This is a genomic window from Sodalis sp. dw_96 (assembly GCF_018449575.1).
Lineage (GTDB): Bacteria > Pseudomonadota > Gammaproteobacteria > Enterobacterales > Enterobacteriaceae > Acerihabitans.
Map to the genome: position 1 here is coordinate 1 of NZ_JAAVUT010000005.1, position 17,832 is coordinate 17,832.

The 17,832-nt window shown below is 57.5% G+C and carries 8 protein-coding genes; 3 read left to right on the forward strand and 5 right to left on the reverse strand.

Annotated elements, in window-relative coordinates:
- Positions 1–82 precede the first annotated feature (82 nt).
- A complete protein-coding gene (gene cutC / locus HB631_RS09730) occupies positions 83–841 on the reverse strand; it encodes a copper homeostasis protein CutC (protein WP_132921268.1) in 759 nt (252 codons plus the stop codon).
- A 98-nt stretch (positions 842–939) separates the two neighbouring features.
- Between cutC and HB631_RS09735 the strand changes: the two genes are divergently transcribed.
- Entirely contained in the window at positions 940–2,082 is a 1,143-nt protein-coding gene (locus HB631_RS09735; protein ID WP_213990961.1) for a PatB family C-S lyase, read from the forward strand.
- A 101-nt stretch (positions 2,083–2,183) separates the two neighbouring features.
- Here HB631_RS09735 and HB631_RS09740 read toward each other — a convergent pair whose 3' ends face one another.
- Complete coding sequence (locus HB631_RS09740) at positions 2,184–2,753, reverse strand: VOC family protein (protein WP_345945700.1); 570 nt, start codon at positions 2,751–2,753, stop codon at positions 2,184–2,186.
- A 695-nt stretch (positions 2,754–3,448) separates the two neighbouring features.
- Between HB631_RS09740 and argS the strand changes: the two genes are divergently transcribed.
- Positions 3,449–5,179 carry an arginine--tRNA ligase gene (gene argS / locus HB631_RS09745; protein ID WP_213991204.1) on the forward strand — a complete coding sequence of 577 codons (1,731 nt, stop codon included), beginning with the start codon at positions 3,449–3,451 and terminating at the stop codon, positions 5,177–5,179.
- Positions 5,180–5,675: 496 nt separating this feature from the next.
- Here argS and HB631_RS09750 read toward each other — a convergent pair whose 3' ends face one another.
- The gene (locus tag HB631_RS09750; protein ID WP_213990963.1) at positions 5,676–6,317 is read right to left on the reverse strand and encodes an HD domain-containing protein; all 642 of its coding nucleotides are present in this window, start codon (positions 6,315–6,317) and stop codon (positions 5,676–5,678) included.
- Positions 6,318–6,434: 117 nt separating this feature from the next.
- On the opposite strand from HB631_RS09750, the gene HB631_RS09755 reads away from it, so the two are divergent.
- On the forward strand, positions 6,435–7,409 hold the full coding sequence (locus HB631_RS09755) for a helix-turn-helix domain-containing protein (protein ID WP_213990964.1): 975 nt from the start codon (positions 6,435–6,437) through the stop codon (positions 7,407–7,409).
- A 112-nt stretch (positions 7,410–7,521) separates the two neighbouring features.
- Here the strand turns inward: HB631_RS09755 and murJ are convergent, their stop codons facing one another.
- A complete protein-coding gene (gene murJ / locus HB631_RS09760; RefSeq protein ID WP_213990965.1) occupies positions 7,522–9,057 on the reverse strand; it encodes a murein biosynthesis integral membrane protein MurJ in 1,536 nt (511 codons plus the stop codon).
- A gap of 145 nt (positions 9,058–9,202) precedes the next feature.
- Positions 9,203–17,722, reverse strand: a complete 8,520-nt coding sequence (locus HB631_RS09765; RefSeq protein WP_213990966.1) for a glucoamylase family protein — start codon at positions 17,720–17,722, stop codon at positions 9,203–9,205.
- Between the last annotated feature and the right edge of the window lie 110 nt (positions 17,723–17,832).

A 17,832-nucleotide genomic window follows, 5' to 3' on the forward strand; every position in this document is an offset into this window, starting at 1 on the left:
AAAAAAGCCCCAAGAAAAATGTTGGGGCTTGGTACTTGCAAGCATCACGTGGGTTAGTTCGTGTGCGCGGCAAAAACTGTCTTCAGGCCAAACGCGGAGAAAGCGTGGATAACGTCAGCGCATGTTTCATCGCCGCCACCATGTCGCCGTCGACGCAGTAGTGGCTGAATTCATCCGCTTCGTAGTCAACGCTCATGCTGACCCCCGCTTTCCGGTAACGCATACCGGATGGAATAACTTGCCTTGCCGAACTGTGCAATTCACGTATGCCGCTTTGCTGGAACTTATGCAAATTGGTTAATCGTACGCCCGCACCGGCCATAATGATTGGACCACGACTTCGCCCCGTCAGTTCCCTTAATAATGCTAAACCTGCTTCGGCGCTCTGCTGCTGGCCGGAAGTGAGGATGCGTGCTACCCCCAAATCGGTTAACTGGATTAAAGCCTGATGAGGATTGAAGCACATGTCGAAGGCGCGATGGAAGGTCACCGCCATTCCTGAGCATTGCTGCATGATAAGCCGCATACGGGCCAAATCGATATGTCCCTCCGCGTCCAGTACCCCCACTACGACGCCGGGAAAACCCATGTCGCGTATAAATGCCAGCTCATTGAGCATGATTTCGAACTCAATGTCGCTGTAGCAAAAATCGCCGGCACGTGGCCGGACAATGGGATGCACGGGGATCGTTACCCTCTCGCGAGCCAGCTTTAACGTTCCGTAGCCTGGTGTCAATCCGCCTTCTTTGGGCGCCGAACACAGCTCGATACGATCCGCGCCCGCTTGCTGCGCCGTCAACGCACACTCGACGCTATAGCAGCAGACTTCCAGTTTAGGCATTGTATACTCCTTCTTGACACGCCGGATTTACAGGCATATGAAAACGTGACCATCCATCTGTTGCGATAGATTCTTATTTACCGCTCAAGGAAATTACTATGGCATTCAACTTTGACGAAAGTATCGACCGACGTCACAGCGACAGTTTTAAGTGGCAAAAGTATTATGAACAGAATGTCATTCCTCTCTGGGTTGCCGATACCGATTTTCGCTCACCGCCCTGTATTATCGAGGCGTTACAGGCCCGTATCGCCCATGGCGTCTTTGGTTACGGTTTTCCTCCCCCGGAATTAACCGAACTGTTCATCGCCCGCATGGACGAGCGTTATCAATGGAAGGTAAAGCCGGAATGGCTGGTATTTTTACCCGGATTGGTGAGCGGCATTAATGTGACGGTCCGCGCGTTGACCGGACCGGAGGAAGGCATCATCATCCCCTCCCCCATTTATCCGCCGTTTCGCGCTGCCGCGCGGAGCGCGGGCCGGCCGCAAAGTTTCGCCCCCATGGTATTGGGGCACGGGCGCTGGCAGGTGGATTTGACGGCGGTTGAACCCGGCCTGACCGGTACTGAAAAGCTGCTGATGTTATGTAATCCCCATAATCCCGGCGGCACGGTTTATCGCCGAGACGAACTCCGGCAGCATCTGGCCTTTGCCCAGCGCCACGATTTACTCGTGTGTTCCGACGAAATTCATTGCGATCTGCTGCTTGAACCCGGGGTGGCGCATATTCCGTTCGCCTCGCTGGACAGTGACGCGGAACAGCGCTCCGTGACCCTGATGTCCCCGTCAAAGACCTTTAATATCGCCGGGCTTGGCGCGTCACTGGCGGTTATCCCCAATCCCCGGTTGCGGATGCGTTTCATCGCGCAACGCAGCGGCATTGTGCCGAGTGTGGATGTATTGGCTTTTGTCGCCGCCACGGCGGCCTGGCGCGACGGGCAGGCATGGCTGGACGAGCAATTATCCTACCTGCGCGCCAATCGGGACTGGCTGACGGCGCGCATCAATACATTGCCGGGTTTGCATATGGTATCTCCCGAAGGCACTTATCTGGCGTGGATTGATGCGACGGGACTGGCGGTGGAAAACCCTCAGCGTTTTTTTGAACAGGCGGGCGTCGGTCTTTCTTCCGGTGCCGACTTCGGCGATCCGCGATTTATCAGGCTCAATTTCGGTTGCCCGCGGGCGCTGCTTGAAGAGGGCGTTAAGCGAATGACCAAGGCCATCAACGCGGTCTGAACCTTAAGTGCCCAAACCGTGCTTACAGGTTGGCGGCCACCGCGCCGCCGGACAGGACCCGCCGGGGAGAGAGAGTCAATCCCTGGCATGGTGGTATTCAATCAATGTCTCTGCCCGCCCGCAATATCACGCAGGCTATGGGGGTGAAACTTGATGGTCACATGGCCATCCGTTACCGCCAGCGTCGGGTTGGGCAAAGATTCATTTTCCCCTTGCGGCGCGCTGTGCTTGATCCTGATGTCAGGCGAGGCCAGCGCCCCATCGCTCAACAATGCCAGCGCACGTTGCGCCAGTGAAGGCGCCGGTCCCGGCAGGACTATCTCGATATGCTCCCAGCCTTCATGGGGGTAGCGGCGCTGACCCGGCCAGGGCAGCTCGATACAGTCAATGGTCAATCCGCTGAATTCAATGGGTGCCGGAAGAGTGAAAAGCGCAATGTTTCTGCCGTTGACAACACTCTGCTTTAAGCAATGCCCGCATTGTTGCCAGCCATTAAACCATCGTTGGGCGGTAACGTCTTGATGGCAACGCAGGGCGATATGGTCGATGTAGTAACCGGTGAGATCCATATCAAGGCGGTGAACCAACGCCGCCAGTAAGGAACTGAAACGTATTAAATCTTCGGATAAATCCGTTAATTGTGATATTTCCTGCCAATTCGGTTTTTTCACTTTTGATTCCGGCGTCATATATGTTAAAGCTCAAAAAATTACATTCAAAATTAATTATTACAAATGTTATAATTAAATTAAATAAGGTTAATGTACTAATTATTAAGATTAGATTAAGAATATTTATCCTTAACCGATTCTAGCCACCCTTTGACTGATTGTGCTTAAACGCCCGCCAGATGCGGCCTTTCGGCCAAAAGGGTCTTTTAGTGCTCAGTATATTCTTAAAGCCCACACGAGGGATTGTATTAAAAACGGAAATAAGTTAATTTCTAGATCAATAGTGATATGAGAATATAGTTATGATGTTACTAATATTGTGCATAGTGCTTGTTGTAATTGCTGTATTTTCTATTATATTGCATCTTCGTACTAGAAATCGTAATCAGTTGGGTGTTTCGCGCAAAAATCGCCGTCGTTAATTATTTGTCTTCTGCTTGATTATGACGTTATTCCCCGAAGCCTGTCGTCCTTACCTTCACCTGTTCGCCCCCCTCGGCATGACCGGCCTTCCCGCTGCTGCTTTCCGCTAAGCATAGCCGGCCATACTGACGCGGGCCACCATTTATGGTATAAGCGGTGTTTCTTTTTACTTAACGGCTCGCGCCGAGGCGTCCAGTCTTGGATCGGTACGGGAGCGTTATATCAAACGGCCGGGATGTGACATTCACGGCATGGGTAATAAAGGTAATACGGTGAATATTCAGGCTCTCCTCTCAGAAAAAGTCAGTCAGGCATTATTGGCCGCCGGTGCGCCTACGGCAAGCGAAGCGCAGGTACGTCAATCCGCAAAAGTACAGTTTGGCGATTATCAGGCCAACGGCGTGATGACCGTGGCAAAAAAACTCGGTATGCCGCCGCGACAGCTGGCTGAAAAAGTGGTTGCGTTACTGGAGCTTGAAGGTATAGCGGATAAAATCGATATCGCCGGGCCGGGTTTTATCAATATTTTCCTGAACCGACGCTGGCTGGCGGCCCAGGTTGAAGCCGCCCTGGCCTCTCCGCGCCTGAATATCGCGCCGGTGGCGCCCCAGACCCTGGTGGTGGATTATTCCGCGCCAAACGTGGCAAAAGAGATGCACGTGGGCCATCTGCGCTCCACCATTATCGGTGACGCGTCGGTGCGTACCCTGGAGTTTCTCGGCCATAACGTTATCCGCGCCAATCACGTGGGGGATTGGGGCACGCAGTTCGGCATGCTGATTGCCTACCTGGAAAAAATTCAATCCAACGGTGAGCCGGATATGCAGTTGTCCAGCCTGGAGGAGTTTTACCGGGCCGCCAAGAAAACCTACGATGAAGATGCCGAGTTCGCCGAACGCGCCCGCGGCTATGTGGTGAAACTCCAGGGCGGCGACGACTATTGCCGCCGGATGTGGCGTAAGCTGGTGGATATCACCATGGCGCAAAACCAGCGGATTTACGATCGCCTGAACGTCACCCTGAGCCGCAAGGATGTGATGGGTGAAAGCCTGTATAACGACATGCTGCCGGGCATTGTGGCCGACCTGAAGGCCAAGGGACTGGCGGTGGAAAGCGACGGCGCCACCGTGGTCTATCTTGAGGAGTTCAGGACCAAGGAAGGCGAGCCGATGGGGGTGATTATCCAGAAAAAAGACGGCGCCTACCTTTACACCACTACCGATATCGCCTGCGCCAAATACCGTTACGAGACGCTGAAAGCCGACCGTGTGCTTTATTATATCGATTCGCGGCAGCATCAGCATTTGATGCAAGCCTGGGCTATCGTGCGCAAGGCGGGTTATGTACCGGAATCCGTTCCGCTGGAACATCATATGTTCGGCATGATGCTTGGCAAGGACGGCAAGCCCTTCAAGACCCGCGCCGGCGGCACCATCAAGCTGGCGGATTTGCTGGATGAGGCGCTGGAACGCGCCCGTCGCCTGATAGCCGGCAAAAATCCGGATATGCCGGCGGAAGAATTGGAAACACTGGCGCAGGTGGTGGGGATCGGCGCGGTGAAATATGCCGATCTCTCCAAAAACCGCACCACCGATTATGTATTTGACTGGGATTATATGCTGGCCTTCGAAGGCAATACCGCGCCCTATATGCAGTATGCCTATACCCGCGTGGCCTCGGTGTTTAAACGCAGCGGTCTGGACGAAGGGGATTTAACCCTGCCGGTGGTGCTGAATGACGATCATGAGGCGCTGCTGGCTACGCGTTTGCTGCAGTTTGAAGAAGCCGTGACCACGGTGGCCCGCGACGGTACACCACACGTTATGTGTTCTTATTTATATGATTTGGCGGGGTTGTTTTCGGTGTTTTACGAACGTTGCCCGATCCTTACCGCCGACGGTAGCGATATCCTGCAAAGCCGTCTGAAGCTGGCACGGCTGACGGCCCGCACCTTGAAGCAGGGCTTGGATTTGTTGGGTATACAAACGGTGGAACGGATGTAAGGTGTTGGGGCCCGGGGGCAGCGGGCCAAGGCTGCTTTCATTACGAGCACAGTCACCTTTAACACGTTTGTTGCATGCTCGGTGTAAGCGGGCCTAGCGTGCCAAGAGGCGCTCCGGCGGGCAGAAAAACCATGCCCGCTTCGACCTCACTGGCGCGCTCTCCCTTTAACACGCGCTCGCTTTAGCATTCGCCCACTTTGGCAAGCCCGGTTCAAGGGTTGGTGTTGGCAGGCCTAGCGTGCCAAGAGGCGCTCCGGCGGGCAGAAAAACCATGCCCGCTTCGGCCTCACTGGCGCGCTCTCCCTTTAACACGCGCTCGCTTTAGCACCCGCCCACTTTGGCAAGCCCGGTTCAAGGTTTGATGTTGGCGGGCCTAGCGTGCTAAGAGGCTACTCCGGCGGGCAGAAAAACCATGCCCGCTTCGGCCTCACTGGCGCGCTCTCCCTTTAACACGCGCTCGCTTTGGCAGGCTCGTTGCACGTCCGGTGATCGCGGCCTAGCCCCGCCAATGGGAAGCGCGGATTACCGAGCAGAAATTGCCCTTGACGAAGCCTGGCTCTTTGTCGGCAATCACGTCGGCTTTGACATTGCCGAAGGTGGTTTGGGGTTTATGTTTGATGCCGTCATAAAACGCCTGGATAATCTCTTCCTTGAAATCCAGGCTGCGGGGATGTTCGGTCACGATCTGGCGCCGGACGTCGTCCTCATACCCCTCGTAGTTTATACCCAACACGTCCATCTCTACGCCGGCGGTCACCAGCGCGATCACCGGATCCATGAATTCAGGGATACCGGGCGTAGTATGCAGGGCAATGGCCGTCCAGACCTTATCGATATCCGACTGGCCGATGCCCTGGCTTTGCAAAAAGTCCCGCGCGGTATCGGCGCCGTCCACCTCAAACCGCTTATCGCAGCTGCAGTGCTCATGGGTCAAGCCCATATCATGAAACATGCAGCCGACATACAGTAGTTCCGGATCAAACGCCAGTTGGCGCTGACGGCCGGCCAGCGCGGCAAAATAATAGACCCGGCTGGAATGATGAAATAAAAGCGGTGACTCGGTATCTCGTACCAGCTCAGTGGCGGCGCGAGCCAGCCGGCTATCGGGGATGCGTATGCCATTAATGGTGAAAGCCATGATTAATTCCTCTAGTGGATTGATAACATCCATCATAAAGCGCAAAATAAATGTCCTCAATCGTATTAAAGATACGATTGAGGACATTCCTACTGCTGAAGACATGGAAACAGACGAATGATCAAAAATATGATTATCCTGGCTTTGCCGGGGGTGCAGTTGCTGGATGTTTCCGGACCATTGGATGTGTTCGCCGAGGCGAATGAACAACTGGGCCGGCAGGTTTATGGCCTGCGGGTAATGGGCTGGGAGCGGGGATTAATCCAATCCTCTTCCGGGGTGAAACTCATGTCGGACCTGGCATTGGATGACGAGATGACCGAACCGGTGGATAGTTTCCTGGTGGCCGGCGCGCCGGGTATCCGGTCCTTTATCGCCGACGCGGCGTTGCTGATGGGGCTGCGCCGTTGGGCGCTGAACAGCCGCCGGTTCGGGTCGGTTTGCAGCGGGGCATTAATGCTGGCGGCGGCCGGTCTGCTTAACGGACGCCATGTGGCTACCCACTGGGCGGTAGCCGGTTATCTGGCCGACACCTACCCTGAAGTGACGGTGGATGCGGATGCCATCAGTCTGTCGGATGGGCCGGTACGCAGCGCGGCGGGAGTGACCTCCGGCCTGGATTTGGCGTTAAGCATGGTGGAAGAGGATGTAGGCCGGGAGACCGCCCTGGCGGTGGCCGCGCAGTTGGTGATGTATTTCAAGCGACCCGGCGGGCAATCGCAATTCAGCCGTAAGGGGCATGCCTCATTAACCGGGCGTTCGGCATTGCAGGATTTACAACGCTACGTACAGGCCCACCTGAGCGAAAGCCACAATGTGCAGACCATGGCGGCGAGAATGAGCCTGAGTCCGCGCCATTTCAACCGGCTGTATCAGCAGCAAATCGGGCAGACGCCGGGAGAGTGGCTGGAGCAGACCCGGGTCGACCACGCCCGTCGCTTGCTGGAAACCGGCGAATTGCCTCTCAAGCAAATAGCCGCCGCGTGCGGTTTTTCCAGCACCGATATCCTGCGGCGCGCCTTCGTGCGGCAACTGAACACCACACCGGCGCAATACCGGAAGTTTTTTGCCACAAGCGGTACCGTCAGTTGACGGAGGGAGACCGCGCCAATGTGGTCGAATCGGGCGTGGTTTTTCCGCCCGACAGAGCGCCACATGGCACGGCAGGCCCGCGATCACCTGTGCGTGAAAATACCCGATACCGTCAGTTGACGGAGCGGGCGAAATCGCGAACCCGGAACCCCATCGCGGCCAAGGCCGCAAAATAGGCCGCCGCCCCCACCGCCACCACCAGCGCCAATCTTAGCAACCTGTCCAGCATATTGCCCTGCGCCCAATCGGGCATCACCCAAAGCATGCCCAGCAGCACCGCCGCCATAACCAGTACCGCTATGACCATACGGACCAGAAACGATAACCAGCCAGGCTGTGGCTGAAACATGTTTTTTTTACGCAGTTGCCAATACAGCAATCCGGCGTTCAGACAGGCGGCCAATCCGATGGAAAGGGATAATCCGGCGTGTTTCAGCGGGCCGATAAACGCCAGGTTCATCACCTGCGTCATAATCAAGGTAAATATCGCCACCTTTACCGGGGTCTTGATGTCCTGCCGCGAGTAAAAACCCGGTGCCAGCACCTTGACCATAATCAGCCCGATAAGTCCCACCGAATAGGCCATCAGCGCCCGTTGGGTCATGGCGGCATCGAAAGCGGTAAAGCGCCCGTACTGGAACAACGCGACGGTGAGGGATTTTGCCAGGATACCGAGGGCGACGGCGCTGGGCAACGCCAGGACAAAACAGAGCCGCAACCCCCAATCCATCAGGCGAGAATATTCATCGTGATTGCCGCTGGAAAAACTTTTCGCCAGGGACGGCAATAAAATCGTCCCCAGGGCCACACCCAGCACCCCGGAGGGAAACTCCATCAATCTATCGGCATAATACATCCAGGAAACTGAGCCGGACACCAGAAACGAGGCGAAAATAGTATTGATAATCAGCGAAATCTGGCTGACGGAAACCCCCAGAATCGCCGGTCCCATCTGCCGCAGTACCCGCCAGACGCCGGCATCCTTGAATTGCAGGCGCGGCATCACCAGCATGCCGATTCTCTTCAGGTGGGGCAGTTGATAAACCAACTGCAATATTCCCCCCGCCACCACTGCCCAGGCCAGCGCCAGTACGGGCGGGTGGAAATGGGGGGCGGCAAACAGGGCAAACAGGATCATGCTGATATTGAGCAGCGTGGGCGCGAAAGCCGGCACCGAGAAGCGGTTCCAGGTGTTCAAGATCGCCCCCACCAATGAAGCCAATGAGATAAGCATGATATAGGGGAAAGTAATGCGCAGCAGCGACGACGTCAGAACAAATTTGTCCGGCGAATCGACGAAGCCGGGAGCGGTAACCATAATAACCCAGGGCGCGGCCAGCATGCCGGCCACGGTCACCAGCGCGAGCGCCAGCGTCAGCAAACCCGCGATATAGGCGACAAACGTGCGGGTGGCCTCCTCTCCCTGCTGGCTTTTATATTCCGCCAGGATGGGTACAAAAGCCTGGGAAAAGGCCCCTTCGGCAAAAATCCTGCGCAGCAGGTTCGGCAGCTTGAAAGCGACAAAAAAAGCATCTGTCGCCATACCGGCGCCGAAGATACGGGCAACGATCGCATCGCGGGCAAAACCCAGCACCCGCGAAAACAGTGTCATTGAGCTGACGGCGGCCAGCGACTTCAATAAATTCATATAATGATTTCTACTACGCCCGGGTGCCGGGGGTAAGCGACGGCAACCGGCCCCCGCCGACATCCTTATCTTTTATGGTGCGCCTAGTCTACCCTGAGTTTCAGAAATCGCTACCATGAGTTGTAACCTGCGGTAAGGCCGAAGGTCATAATTTCAGCACCAGCAGGTGGCTGCCGCCATCCAATAGGGTATGTACCCGGTTTTCGGTCAAGGCAAGGGGTTTTTTATCAAGCCACGCTTCGGTGACGCCGCGTGAACGCAGCCCGCTGTTGGTGACCTCGATGCTGAACCGGGTGTCCAAGACATTCACTTCGGCGTCGAAGCCCGGCCAACTGGACGGGATACAGGGATCGACAATCAGCATATCCCCCTCCCTCCGGATGCCCAGGATGCCTTCCACGCCGGCGCGGTACATCCAGCCCGCCGAACCGGTATACCAGGTCCAGCCGCCTCGGCCGATATGGGGCGCCACCGAATAAACGTCGGCGGCAATCACATAGGGTTCAACCTTATAGCGCGCTACGTCCTCCGCCGTACGCGCATGATTGATGGGGTTAAGCAAGGCGAATAAATCATGGGCTTTATCCCCCTGATTAAGACCGACAAACGCCAGGATGGCCCACATGGCGGCATGGGTGTACTGCCCGCCGTTTTCCCGCAATCCGGGCGGATAGCCTTTGATGTAACCCGGGTCATGTTCGGTTTTATCGAACGGCGGCGTAAACAACAGCGCCAGCATATCCTCGCGCCGGATCAGTAGTTTTTCCAGCGAACTCATGGCCTGGGCGGCCCGTTGGGGATCCGCCGCACCGGACAATACCGACCAGGATTGCGCGATGGAATCTATCCGACACTCGTCGTTCTCCTTGCTGCCCAGCCAAGTACCGTCATCGAAGGTGGCGCGGCGATACCACTCCCCATCCCAGGCTTCCCGTTCTATGGCGGCGCGCAGCGCTTCTCCCTGGCTACGCCAGCGGGCGGCCCGTTCCGGTTCCCGTGCTTCTACCCAGGGAGTAAATAGCGCCAGGGTCCGGATCAACAGCCAGCCGAGCCAGACGCTTTCGCCTTTGCCCCCCTCGCCCACTCGATTCATGCCGTCATTCCAGTCACCGGTTCCCATCAGCGGCAGTCCATGCTCGCCAAAAAGCGTCAGGGTCTGCTCCAGGCCCTGCACACAGTGCTGGTAAACGGTTGCGCTTTCAGCGGCGGCCATCGGCTGGAAGAAGGCGTCATGCTCTTCCGGCGCCAGATGCGGTCCGTCCAGATAGAACAGCACCTCGTCTAATACCCCTTCATCGCGACTGCAGTTGATATAGGTGGCAACGGCGTAGGACAACCAGACCCGATCATCGGATATCCGGGTACGTACGCCCTGGCCGGAATGCGGCAACCACCAATGCTGTACATCTCCGTCCAGAAACTGGCGTCCCGCCGCCCGTAGCAGATGACCACGGGTCAACTGGGGTTGGGCAAAGGTCAGCGCCATACCGTCCTGCAGCTGATCGCGGAAACCATAGGCGCCGCTGGCCTGGTAAAAGCCGGATCGGGCCTGGATTCGGCAGGCCTGGGTTTGATAAAGCAGCCAGCCGTTAAGCATAATGTCCATGGCGGGATCCGGCGTGGTGACCTGTATCGCCCCCAGCCTCTGCTGCCAATGCTGCGTGACCTCGTTTAGCACCGCGTTCAAATCGGCGGCGCGATAGGTTTCAATCAGCCGTCGCGCGCCTTCCGGCGAGTCGCTTTGACCAATAAACCACACCACTTCCTGGCTTTGATTCGCCCCCAGCTCAATATGGGTTTGCAGCACCGTACAAGGATCGAATCCGGCACCGCACGCTCCGCTGAGGCGGCTGCCGTTCACCAGGGCGGCCGGGGCGTTCATGCTGCCGTTGCGCCCGAGGAATTCGGAGCGATCGGCGGTAAACCCATCCTGGCGCCCGTCGAGGTCGGCGAATGCGATCCGTCCCTGAAAGGCCGTGGACCATGAGTTGCGCACCAGCACCGCGCCGGTGCTTTCATCCCGTTCGGTAATAATGAACGGCCCCGACGCGCCGCGTGACGTGCCCAATACCCATTCCGTATAGGCGGAGATGGATAAGCGCAGCGGCTGATCGCCGAGATTATGCAGGGTGAGCCGGGAGATTTTAATCGAATCTTCCAGCGGCACATACTGCAGCAGCTCAACGGCGGTGTGCTGAGTGTGATGTTCAAAACGGGAGTAGCCGAAACCATGGCGGGCCAGATAACGGCCGCCATCGTCAATGGGATGCAAGGTGGGACTCCATAGCTCGCCGGAGGCTTCATCGCGGATATAGATGGCTTCACCGCCGTTATCCGCCACCGCATCGTTCAGCCAGGGGGTCAACTGATTTTCACGGCTGTTTTGCGCCCAGCTGTATCCGCTGCCGCGGGCCGACACCAGGAAACCGAATTCCGGATTGGCGATAACGTTAATCCAAGGTGCGGGGGGCCTGGTCTCGGCATCCATGACCGTGACATATTCCCGTCCCTGGCGGGCAAAGCCCCCGGTGCCGTTGAAGAACGCCAGGTCCGCGGGCAAGGGGATCTGCGCCGGCGCGGGCAAACGCAATCTTCGCTGCGGCAGCATCGACACCGGCGGCAGTTCCAGTTCCGCCAGTTGGGTAGTGATATTACCCCGTCTGGCCAGCAACGAGACCCGGGCCACGGACTGCAACAGCATCCGCGCTTCATGGCTCATCAAATCCGCCCGCAGAGTATAAACGCTGCCCCGCGAGGATTCGCCGGCATAGCGCGGACGCGCCTGGCTGCTGCGCACCGCGGTTTCAATAGCTATCTGTAAATCCTGCAAATAGGAGGAAGAGTGTTCGTTGATGATTACCACATCAACGCTCAACAGTTTCATGTGCCAGTATTCCTGGGCGCGCAATAGCTGCTTCACCTGGGCGATATCCTGGATATCGTCGATGCGCAGCAAGACGATGGGCAAATCTCCTGAGATGGACAGCGGCCATAGGTCGGATTGTTTTCCCGCCCCAAGGATAATGCTATTGGAAGGCGGACGGAAACGGGCGTCGGTATACAGCAGCGGCGCGGCCAGGCGTTGGAAATCCGCCGCTTCTTCGGCGTGGATGCCCAAATGGCGCAGCTGCACCTGCGCCTGGGTCCAGGCCAGGGTCTTCGCGCGTTTATAGGCGCTGCGGTCATGATGTTTATCAATCAGAGCCATCAACTCCGCTTCGCTGGCGGCCACCAGGGTCCAGTAGGTGACCCGTACCGAACTGCCTGCGGGGATGCGTACCTGGCGGCGCAGGGAGAAGATGGGATCAAGCACCGTGCCAACGGTATTGGATAACGGTTGCCGTCCCTGGATCGCTTCGCTGTGGAGGGGAGATATGCCCTTGCCGATAAAACGCGCCCGATCGGTTTCATATTGCGGGTCGGCGATGCTTGCGCCCTCGACAATGGCTAAATGAGCCGCCCAGACCTGCGGCTCCTGCGGCGTACGTGGACGCCGGGTAGCGACAAGGGCGGTAAATTCCGGCAGATAGCGGGTCTGCACGAACATCTTGGCAAACGCCGGATGGGCGGCATCAGTATTGGCGGGGGCCAGCACCAATTCCGCGTAGGAGGTCAGTTCTACTTCCCGCACGCGGCGACCGCTGTTGGTGAGCATGACGCGCCTGACCTCACCGTCATCCTCACCGGACACCAGGACATTCAGGGTGGTGGTGAGCGTGCGGTCATGGTGAATGAATGTCGCGTCGTCTTCGCTGAAAATCACCTGATTGAAGGACTTGCCTTTCAAGGCGCGAACCCTACGCTCGCTCATGGCGGTCATGCCTTGGGTTTGCAAACCGGCCGCCCAGATTTTCCCGCTGCGCAAGTCGCGAAAGCGAATAAACGAGCGGGCGTCGTCACGGGTGACGTCTTCCCGCCAGCGGGTGACGGAGATGTCGCCCCAGCGGCTGTAACCGCCGCCGGCGACGGTGAGCATCACCGCATAATGGCCGTTGGATACCATATGGACCACCGGCGCGCCGGCGGGTATGGCGGAGAAGCGGCGTTGGCTTATAAAACCAAGGCCGGATTTGTCCACCGCCCGCTTCACTTCCTCGGCATGGGGTTTAGCCAGGGCCACTTCACGAGGCATTCTTTCCTGCAACAGCAACTCGCAGGATTGAATCATCGGCTCGCGATGGAAACGCTCCCGCATGATGCCCTGCAGCAGGGTGTTATTCAGCGCCACCAACGCCATGCCCTGGTGATGCGCCATATAGCTGCGCACCACCGCCACCCTCTGTTTCTCCGGCAGTCTGGAGGCCGTAAAATCCAGAGCCTCATAAAAACCATAGGTCCCCTTGGCGCCCATCTGCGCCAGCCGGCGATAGTTTTCCACCGCGCCATGGGCGTCCACCATGGATGCCAAGCCGGTGGCATACGGGGCGATAACCCTGTTTTGCGCCAATCCGCGCTGCAGCCCCAGACCCGGTACGCCGAAATTGGAATACTGATAGGTAAAGTCCAGATCGCGGGCATTGTATGCCGACTCTGAAATCCCCCACGGAATATGCAGTGAGTGGCCGTAGGCCTGCTGATGCGCCACCACCACCCGGTTGGTTTGCTCCAGCAGCGTGCCGGCCGCCGCGCGCATCACCAGTGACGGCATCAGGTATTCAAACATGGAACCCGACCAGGAAATCAGCGCGGCGCCTTTACCGGACCGAATGGCGGCCCGGCTCAGCCGGAACCAGTGTTTAGTGGGGATATCCCCCTTGGCGATGGCAAACAGGCTGGCCAGGCGGGCTTCGGACGCCAACAAATCATAACAACTGCTGTCAAGCTGGTTATCGGTAAAGGAGTAACCAATGGACAACAGTTTGCGTTCGTCATCCACCAGGAAACGAAAATCCATCTCCAGGGCCAAAGCCCGCGCGGTATCCGCCAGGGATTGCAGCCGAAAATTAATGGTTGCCGTCTGCGCCAGGACGAATTGCAGATCGTCATCATGGGCGGCCAGGCTGTTTTTGAGAGCCTCAAGCCAGAACAACAAGGTGGAATCGGGGGTCTCCTCCATCAGGGCCAGCATATCGATAACCAGCCCGTGCGCCTCTTCCGCCAGTATCCGCAGTTTGGGCAACAGGGTCTCCGCCGGTTCGGCCAGCGTCAGCTCCAGATTGATTTCTTCCAGGGCCACCGTCAGCGGCAGATTGTCCAACTCCGGGGTAACCCTCAGCGCCTGGTGAATCAACAGCAGGTGATCCCGGGTGCCGGCGCGCCAGGCCGGGGCAAGGGTATGATTCAGCCACTCTTCGCAGGCATTGGCCAGGGCGATGAGATGACCGGCCAGATTGCCGCTGTCCACCGAGGAGACATAGGCCGGCGTCAACGCCTCGAGCGTGCGGGTTTCGTACCAATTAAAAAAATGTCCCCGATAACGCTGCAGCTTGAGCAGGGAGTCAATGGTCGCCTCAAGCCGATCCAGCGTCGCGCCGGTTCCGGCCCAGCCGAAATCACGGGCCGACACCGACGACAGCAGATACAGGCCGATATTGGTGGGGGAGGTCCGGTGGGCAATAACCGGCCGCGGATCTTCCTGGAAATTGTCCGGCGGCAGCATATTGTCCGCCGGCGTCACAAAGGTTTCAAAAAAACGCCAGGTGCGACGGGCAATCAGCCGCATTTCCTGAGTTTGCGCGGCATCCAGGTTTGCTTTCGGCTTAATGACCGGCGCCCGGCTGGCCCAGTACGCCATGACCGGCGCCGACAGCCATAATAGGATAAATACTCCCGCCAGCGGCCAATTCCAGGGTGCGAAAGCCAATACCACCGCCACCATGCAAAGCGATAGCAGGAAACCGGCCGACATATGCCGGCAATAATTCATCAGCGTCGGACGCGGACTGCCGCCGGTTTGTGCCGAGGTGGTCCATTCCAGCAGCTTGCGACGGCTGAAACAGACTCGGTAAATCGACCTGACGATGGCGTCACACATCTGCCAGCCGTGATCGGCCATAAAGACCACTTGCATCAGGATCCGCAGCAGCGCATACCGCAGATCGCTTGCGACATTGACAAGATGTTTACCCAGGGGGATCCGACGGCGGCTCGGCAAAAGATCGCAGAAGATAGGTATCAGCGATGGAATGGCGATAGCCGCCAGAATAAACCCGGTTGCCGACAGCGCCAGAGGCGCGGGCAGAAGCCAGCACCAGCCCAGCGCCAGCAGGCAGAAAGGCGCCACCAGCGAACGCCGCAGGTTATCGATCATTTTCCAGCGACCCACAGGAGGAACCGGACTTAAACCATTATGGCCGTTGATAATCCAGGGTAATAATTGCCAGTCGCCCCGGGTCCAACGATGCTGTCTTTTCAACACCACGTCGTAACGCGCAGGCGAGTCTTCAACCAGTTCCACATCGGAGGCCAGCCCGGCCCGTGCATAGATACCTTCAAACAGATCGTGGCTGAGCAGGGTATTGGCGGGAATGCGATCTTTCAGGGCCGCTTCAAAAGCATCCACGTCATAGATACCTTTACCGGTGTAGGAGCCCTCGCCGAACAGATCCTGATAAACGTCCGACACCGCCGAGGCATAAGGATCCAGACCGCCAGGGCCCGAGAATACCCGTTGATAAATGGAACCCTCGGCGCCCAGCGGTAATGAGGGCGTTACCCGAGGTTGCAGGATGCCGTAACCGGCCAGTATGCGTTTACCCTGGCTATCGAATTTTGGCCGGTTAAGGGGATGGGCCATTTTACCCACCAGCTGTAACGCGGTATCCCGCGGCAAACGGGTATCGGCATCCAAAGTGATAACATAACGCACGTTTTCAGGCACCCGGCTGCCGTCAATAAAACCGGTGTCGAGGGCGCCGCGTAATAAACGGTTCAGTTCATGCAATTTTCCCCGTTTACGTTCCCATCCCATCCAGCAGCCTTCCCGTTCATTAAACACACGGCGGCGGTGCAGCAGCAAAAAACGCTCGCCGGCCGGGCCGAAGCCGTGGCGTTGATTCAGCCGATCAATCCCCTCGCGGGCGCAGGCAATCAACGCCTGGTCCTCGGGCATATTTTCCTGAGGGGCATCCACACTGTCGGAGAGCAGGGCAAAGGTTAAATCCCCCTCGCCGCTGGACAGAAAATGCACTTCCAGGCGTTCAATCTGTTCATTGATATCATTTTCATCGCCGAGCAGTACCGGCACCACCACCATGGTGCGAAGCCGGGTCGGCACGCCGTCGTTCAAGGCCAGTCCCGCCAGGGGCGAGGCCCCGAGCCGCCAGTTCACCAGGCGGTTTACCAGGGCGCAGGAGGCTTCGCTGGCTATCGGCAGCGCCAGGATGATAAAGCCAATCAGCCAGCCGATACCGGCGGCTTGACGGAAAAGGGTCGCTGTTTCCACCGCCGCCAGCAAAGCCAGCAGCATGATTGTTCCAGCGTAACCGGTAATGCCCGGTTTGATGACATAACGGCTGATACGCAGCCGCCAGGGCGCCTTGAAGCCGATATCCCGTTCCAATGCCTGCCGTCCGCCGGCGATGAGATGATAGCCCGGATCACCCACGCGGGCGGCTTCGTCAGGATCGCCTTGATCGGCGGCGGCGTCATGGGCCAGGGATAAGACCCGTCCGGCAATCTCCAGTTCGCTGTAAGCGGACCCGCGCGCCAACAGCTCGATGGCGCTGCGGTAAAGATTCCGGGTGGTGAAATTCATCTCGTCAAAGGCGCTGTGCTGTCCTAGCCGTTCATCCACCAGACTGACGCTTTCAAACAGCGTTGCCCAATCGATATCGGATATCAAGCGCATACTGGTAATAATGTTGCGCACCGTGACATTGGATGCCCCCAATCGCTGCTGGGCATTCTGCACGATGGATTCTATGGAGCTGCCCTGCTGGGTTAAGCGCTTTTCCAGCCAGCTCAGCGCCGGGGTGGTGCGGGGGTCCTGATTACGTAACCTTTTCGCCAGCTGCGCGGCGAAATGTTCGTTTAGCGGCGAGGTATAACTGTCCAGGTGCGCCGCGGCCATAGCCGCCAGCGCATCGCCTTTGGCCAACAGGCGATTGGCCAGATTTTCCGCCCGCTGCCTGGCCACGCGTCCTTCGTCGATTTGGTCCGCCAGCCGCCGCAGATTTTCAATCAGCACGATGCGCAGGGTAATGGCCACCGCCCAGAGTTCGCCGATAGTCAGGGGCTGAACCCGTTGGTAGGCATTAATATAACGCTTGAGATTCTCCGGATCGAAATGGCTGTCGGTATGGGCGACAAACGCCCAGGCAAGCCCGAATACCCGGGGATAACCGGCAAAAGGTCCTTGGGACAGCTTTGGCAGCAGGCGATAGAAGCTCGGGGGTAAATCCTCGCGGATTTCACGTATTTGCGCTTCCACCAAATGGTAATTATCGAGCAGCCACTCGGCGGCCGGCACCACGATATTGCCCTTTTCCAACTCCATGGCGCTGGATCGATAGGCTGCCAGCAATACCGCCGCATTGTCATTCAGACGCTCATGGAGCGACGATACCCTCGGGGGACGGTCAGTGACCTCCTGAGCCGCCGCCAGACTCTCGGCATGCTGCTCCAAACGTTCGGCGCCGAATAATTCTTTCCTGACGGGTGCGGTATCATTCCAGGGAGAGATGGTTTTACGCAAATGCGTAATATCAGCGAGCATCTTTTTCATAGGAGCCTTAAACCTGCGTCATCATGTCACAGGGGGATGAATAAAATGAATAAAAGATAAAATGCCGTACTGGCGGATAATTAACTCCGCCCCGTCATGGCCGGTTTCTT

Excerpts from the sequence above, each read along its gene's own strand:
- cutC (WP_132921268.1), bottom strand. The coding sequence starts at position 841 with ATGCCTAAACTGGAAGTCTGCTGCTATAGCGTCGAGTGTGCGTTGACG.
- HB631_RS09735 (WP_213990961.1), top strand. The coding sequence starts at position 940 with ATGGCATTCAACTTTGACGAAAGTATCGACCGACGTCACAGCGACAGT.
- HB631_RS09750 (WP_213990963.1), bottom strand. The coding sequence starts at position 6,317 with ATGGCTTTCACCATTAATGGCATACGCATCCCCGATAGCCGGCTGGCT.
- HB631_RS09755 (WP_213990964.1), top strand. The coding sequence starts at position 6,435 with ATGATCAAAAATATGATTATCCTGGCTTTGCCGGGGGTGCAGTTGCTG.
- murJ (WP_213990965.1), bottom strand. The coding sequence starts at position 9,057 with ATGAATTTATTGAAGTCGCTGGCCGCCGTCAGCTCAATGACACTGTTT.
- HB631_RS09765 (WP_213990966.1), bottom strand. The coding sequence starts at position 17,722 with ATGAAAAAGATGCTCGCTGATATTACGCATTTGCGTAAAACCATCTCT.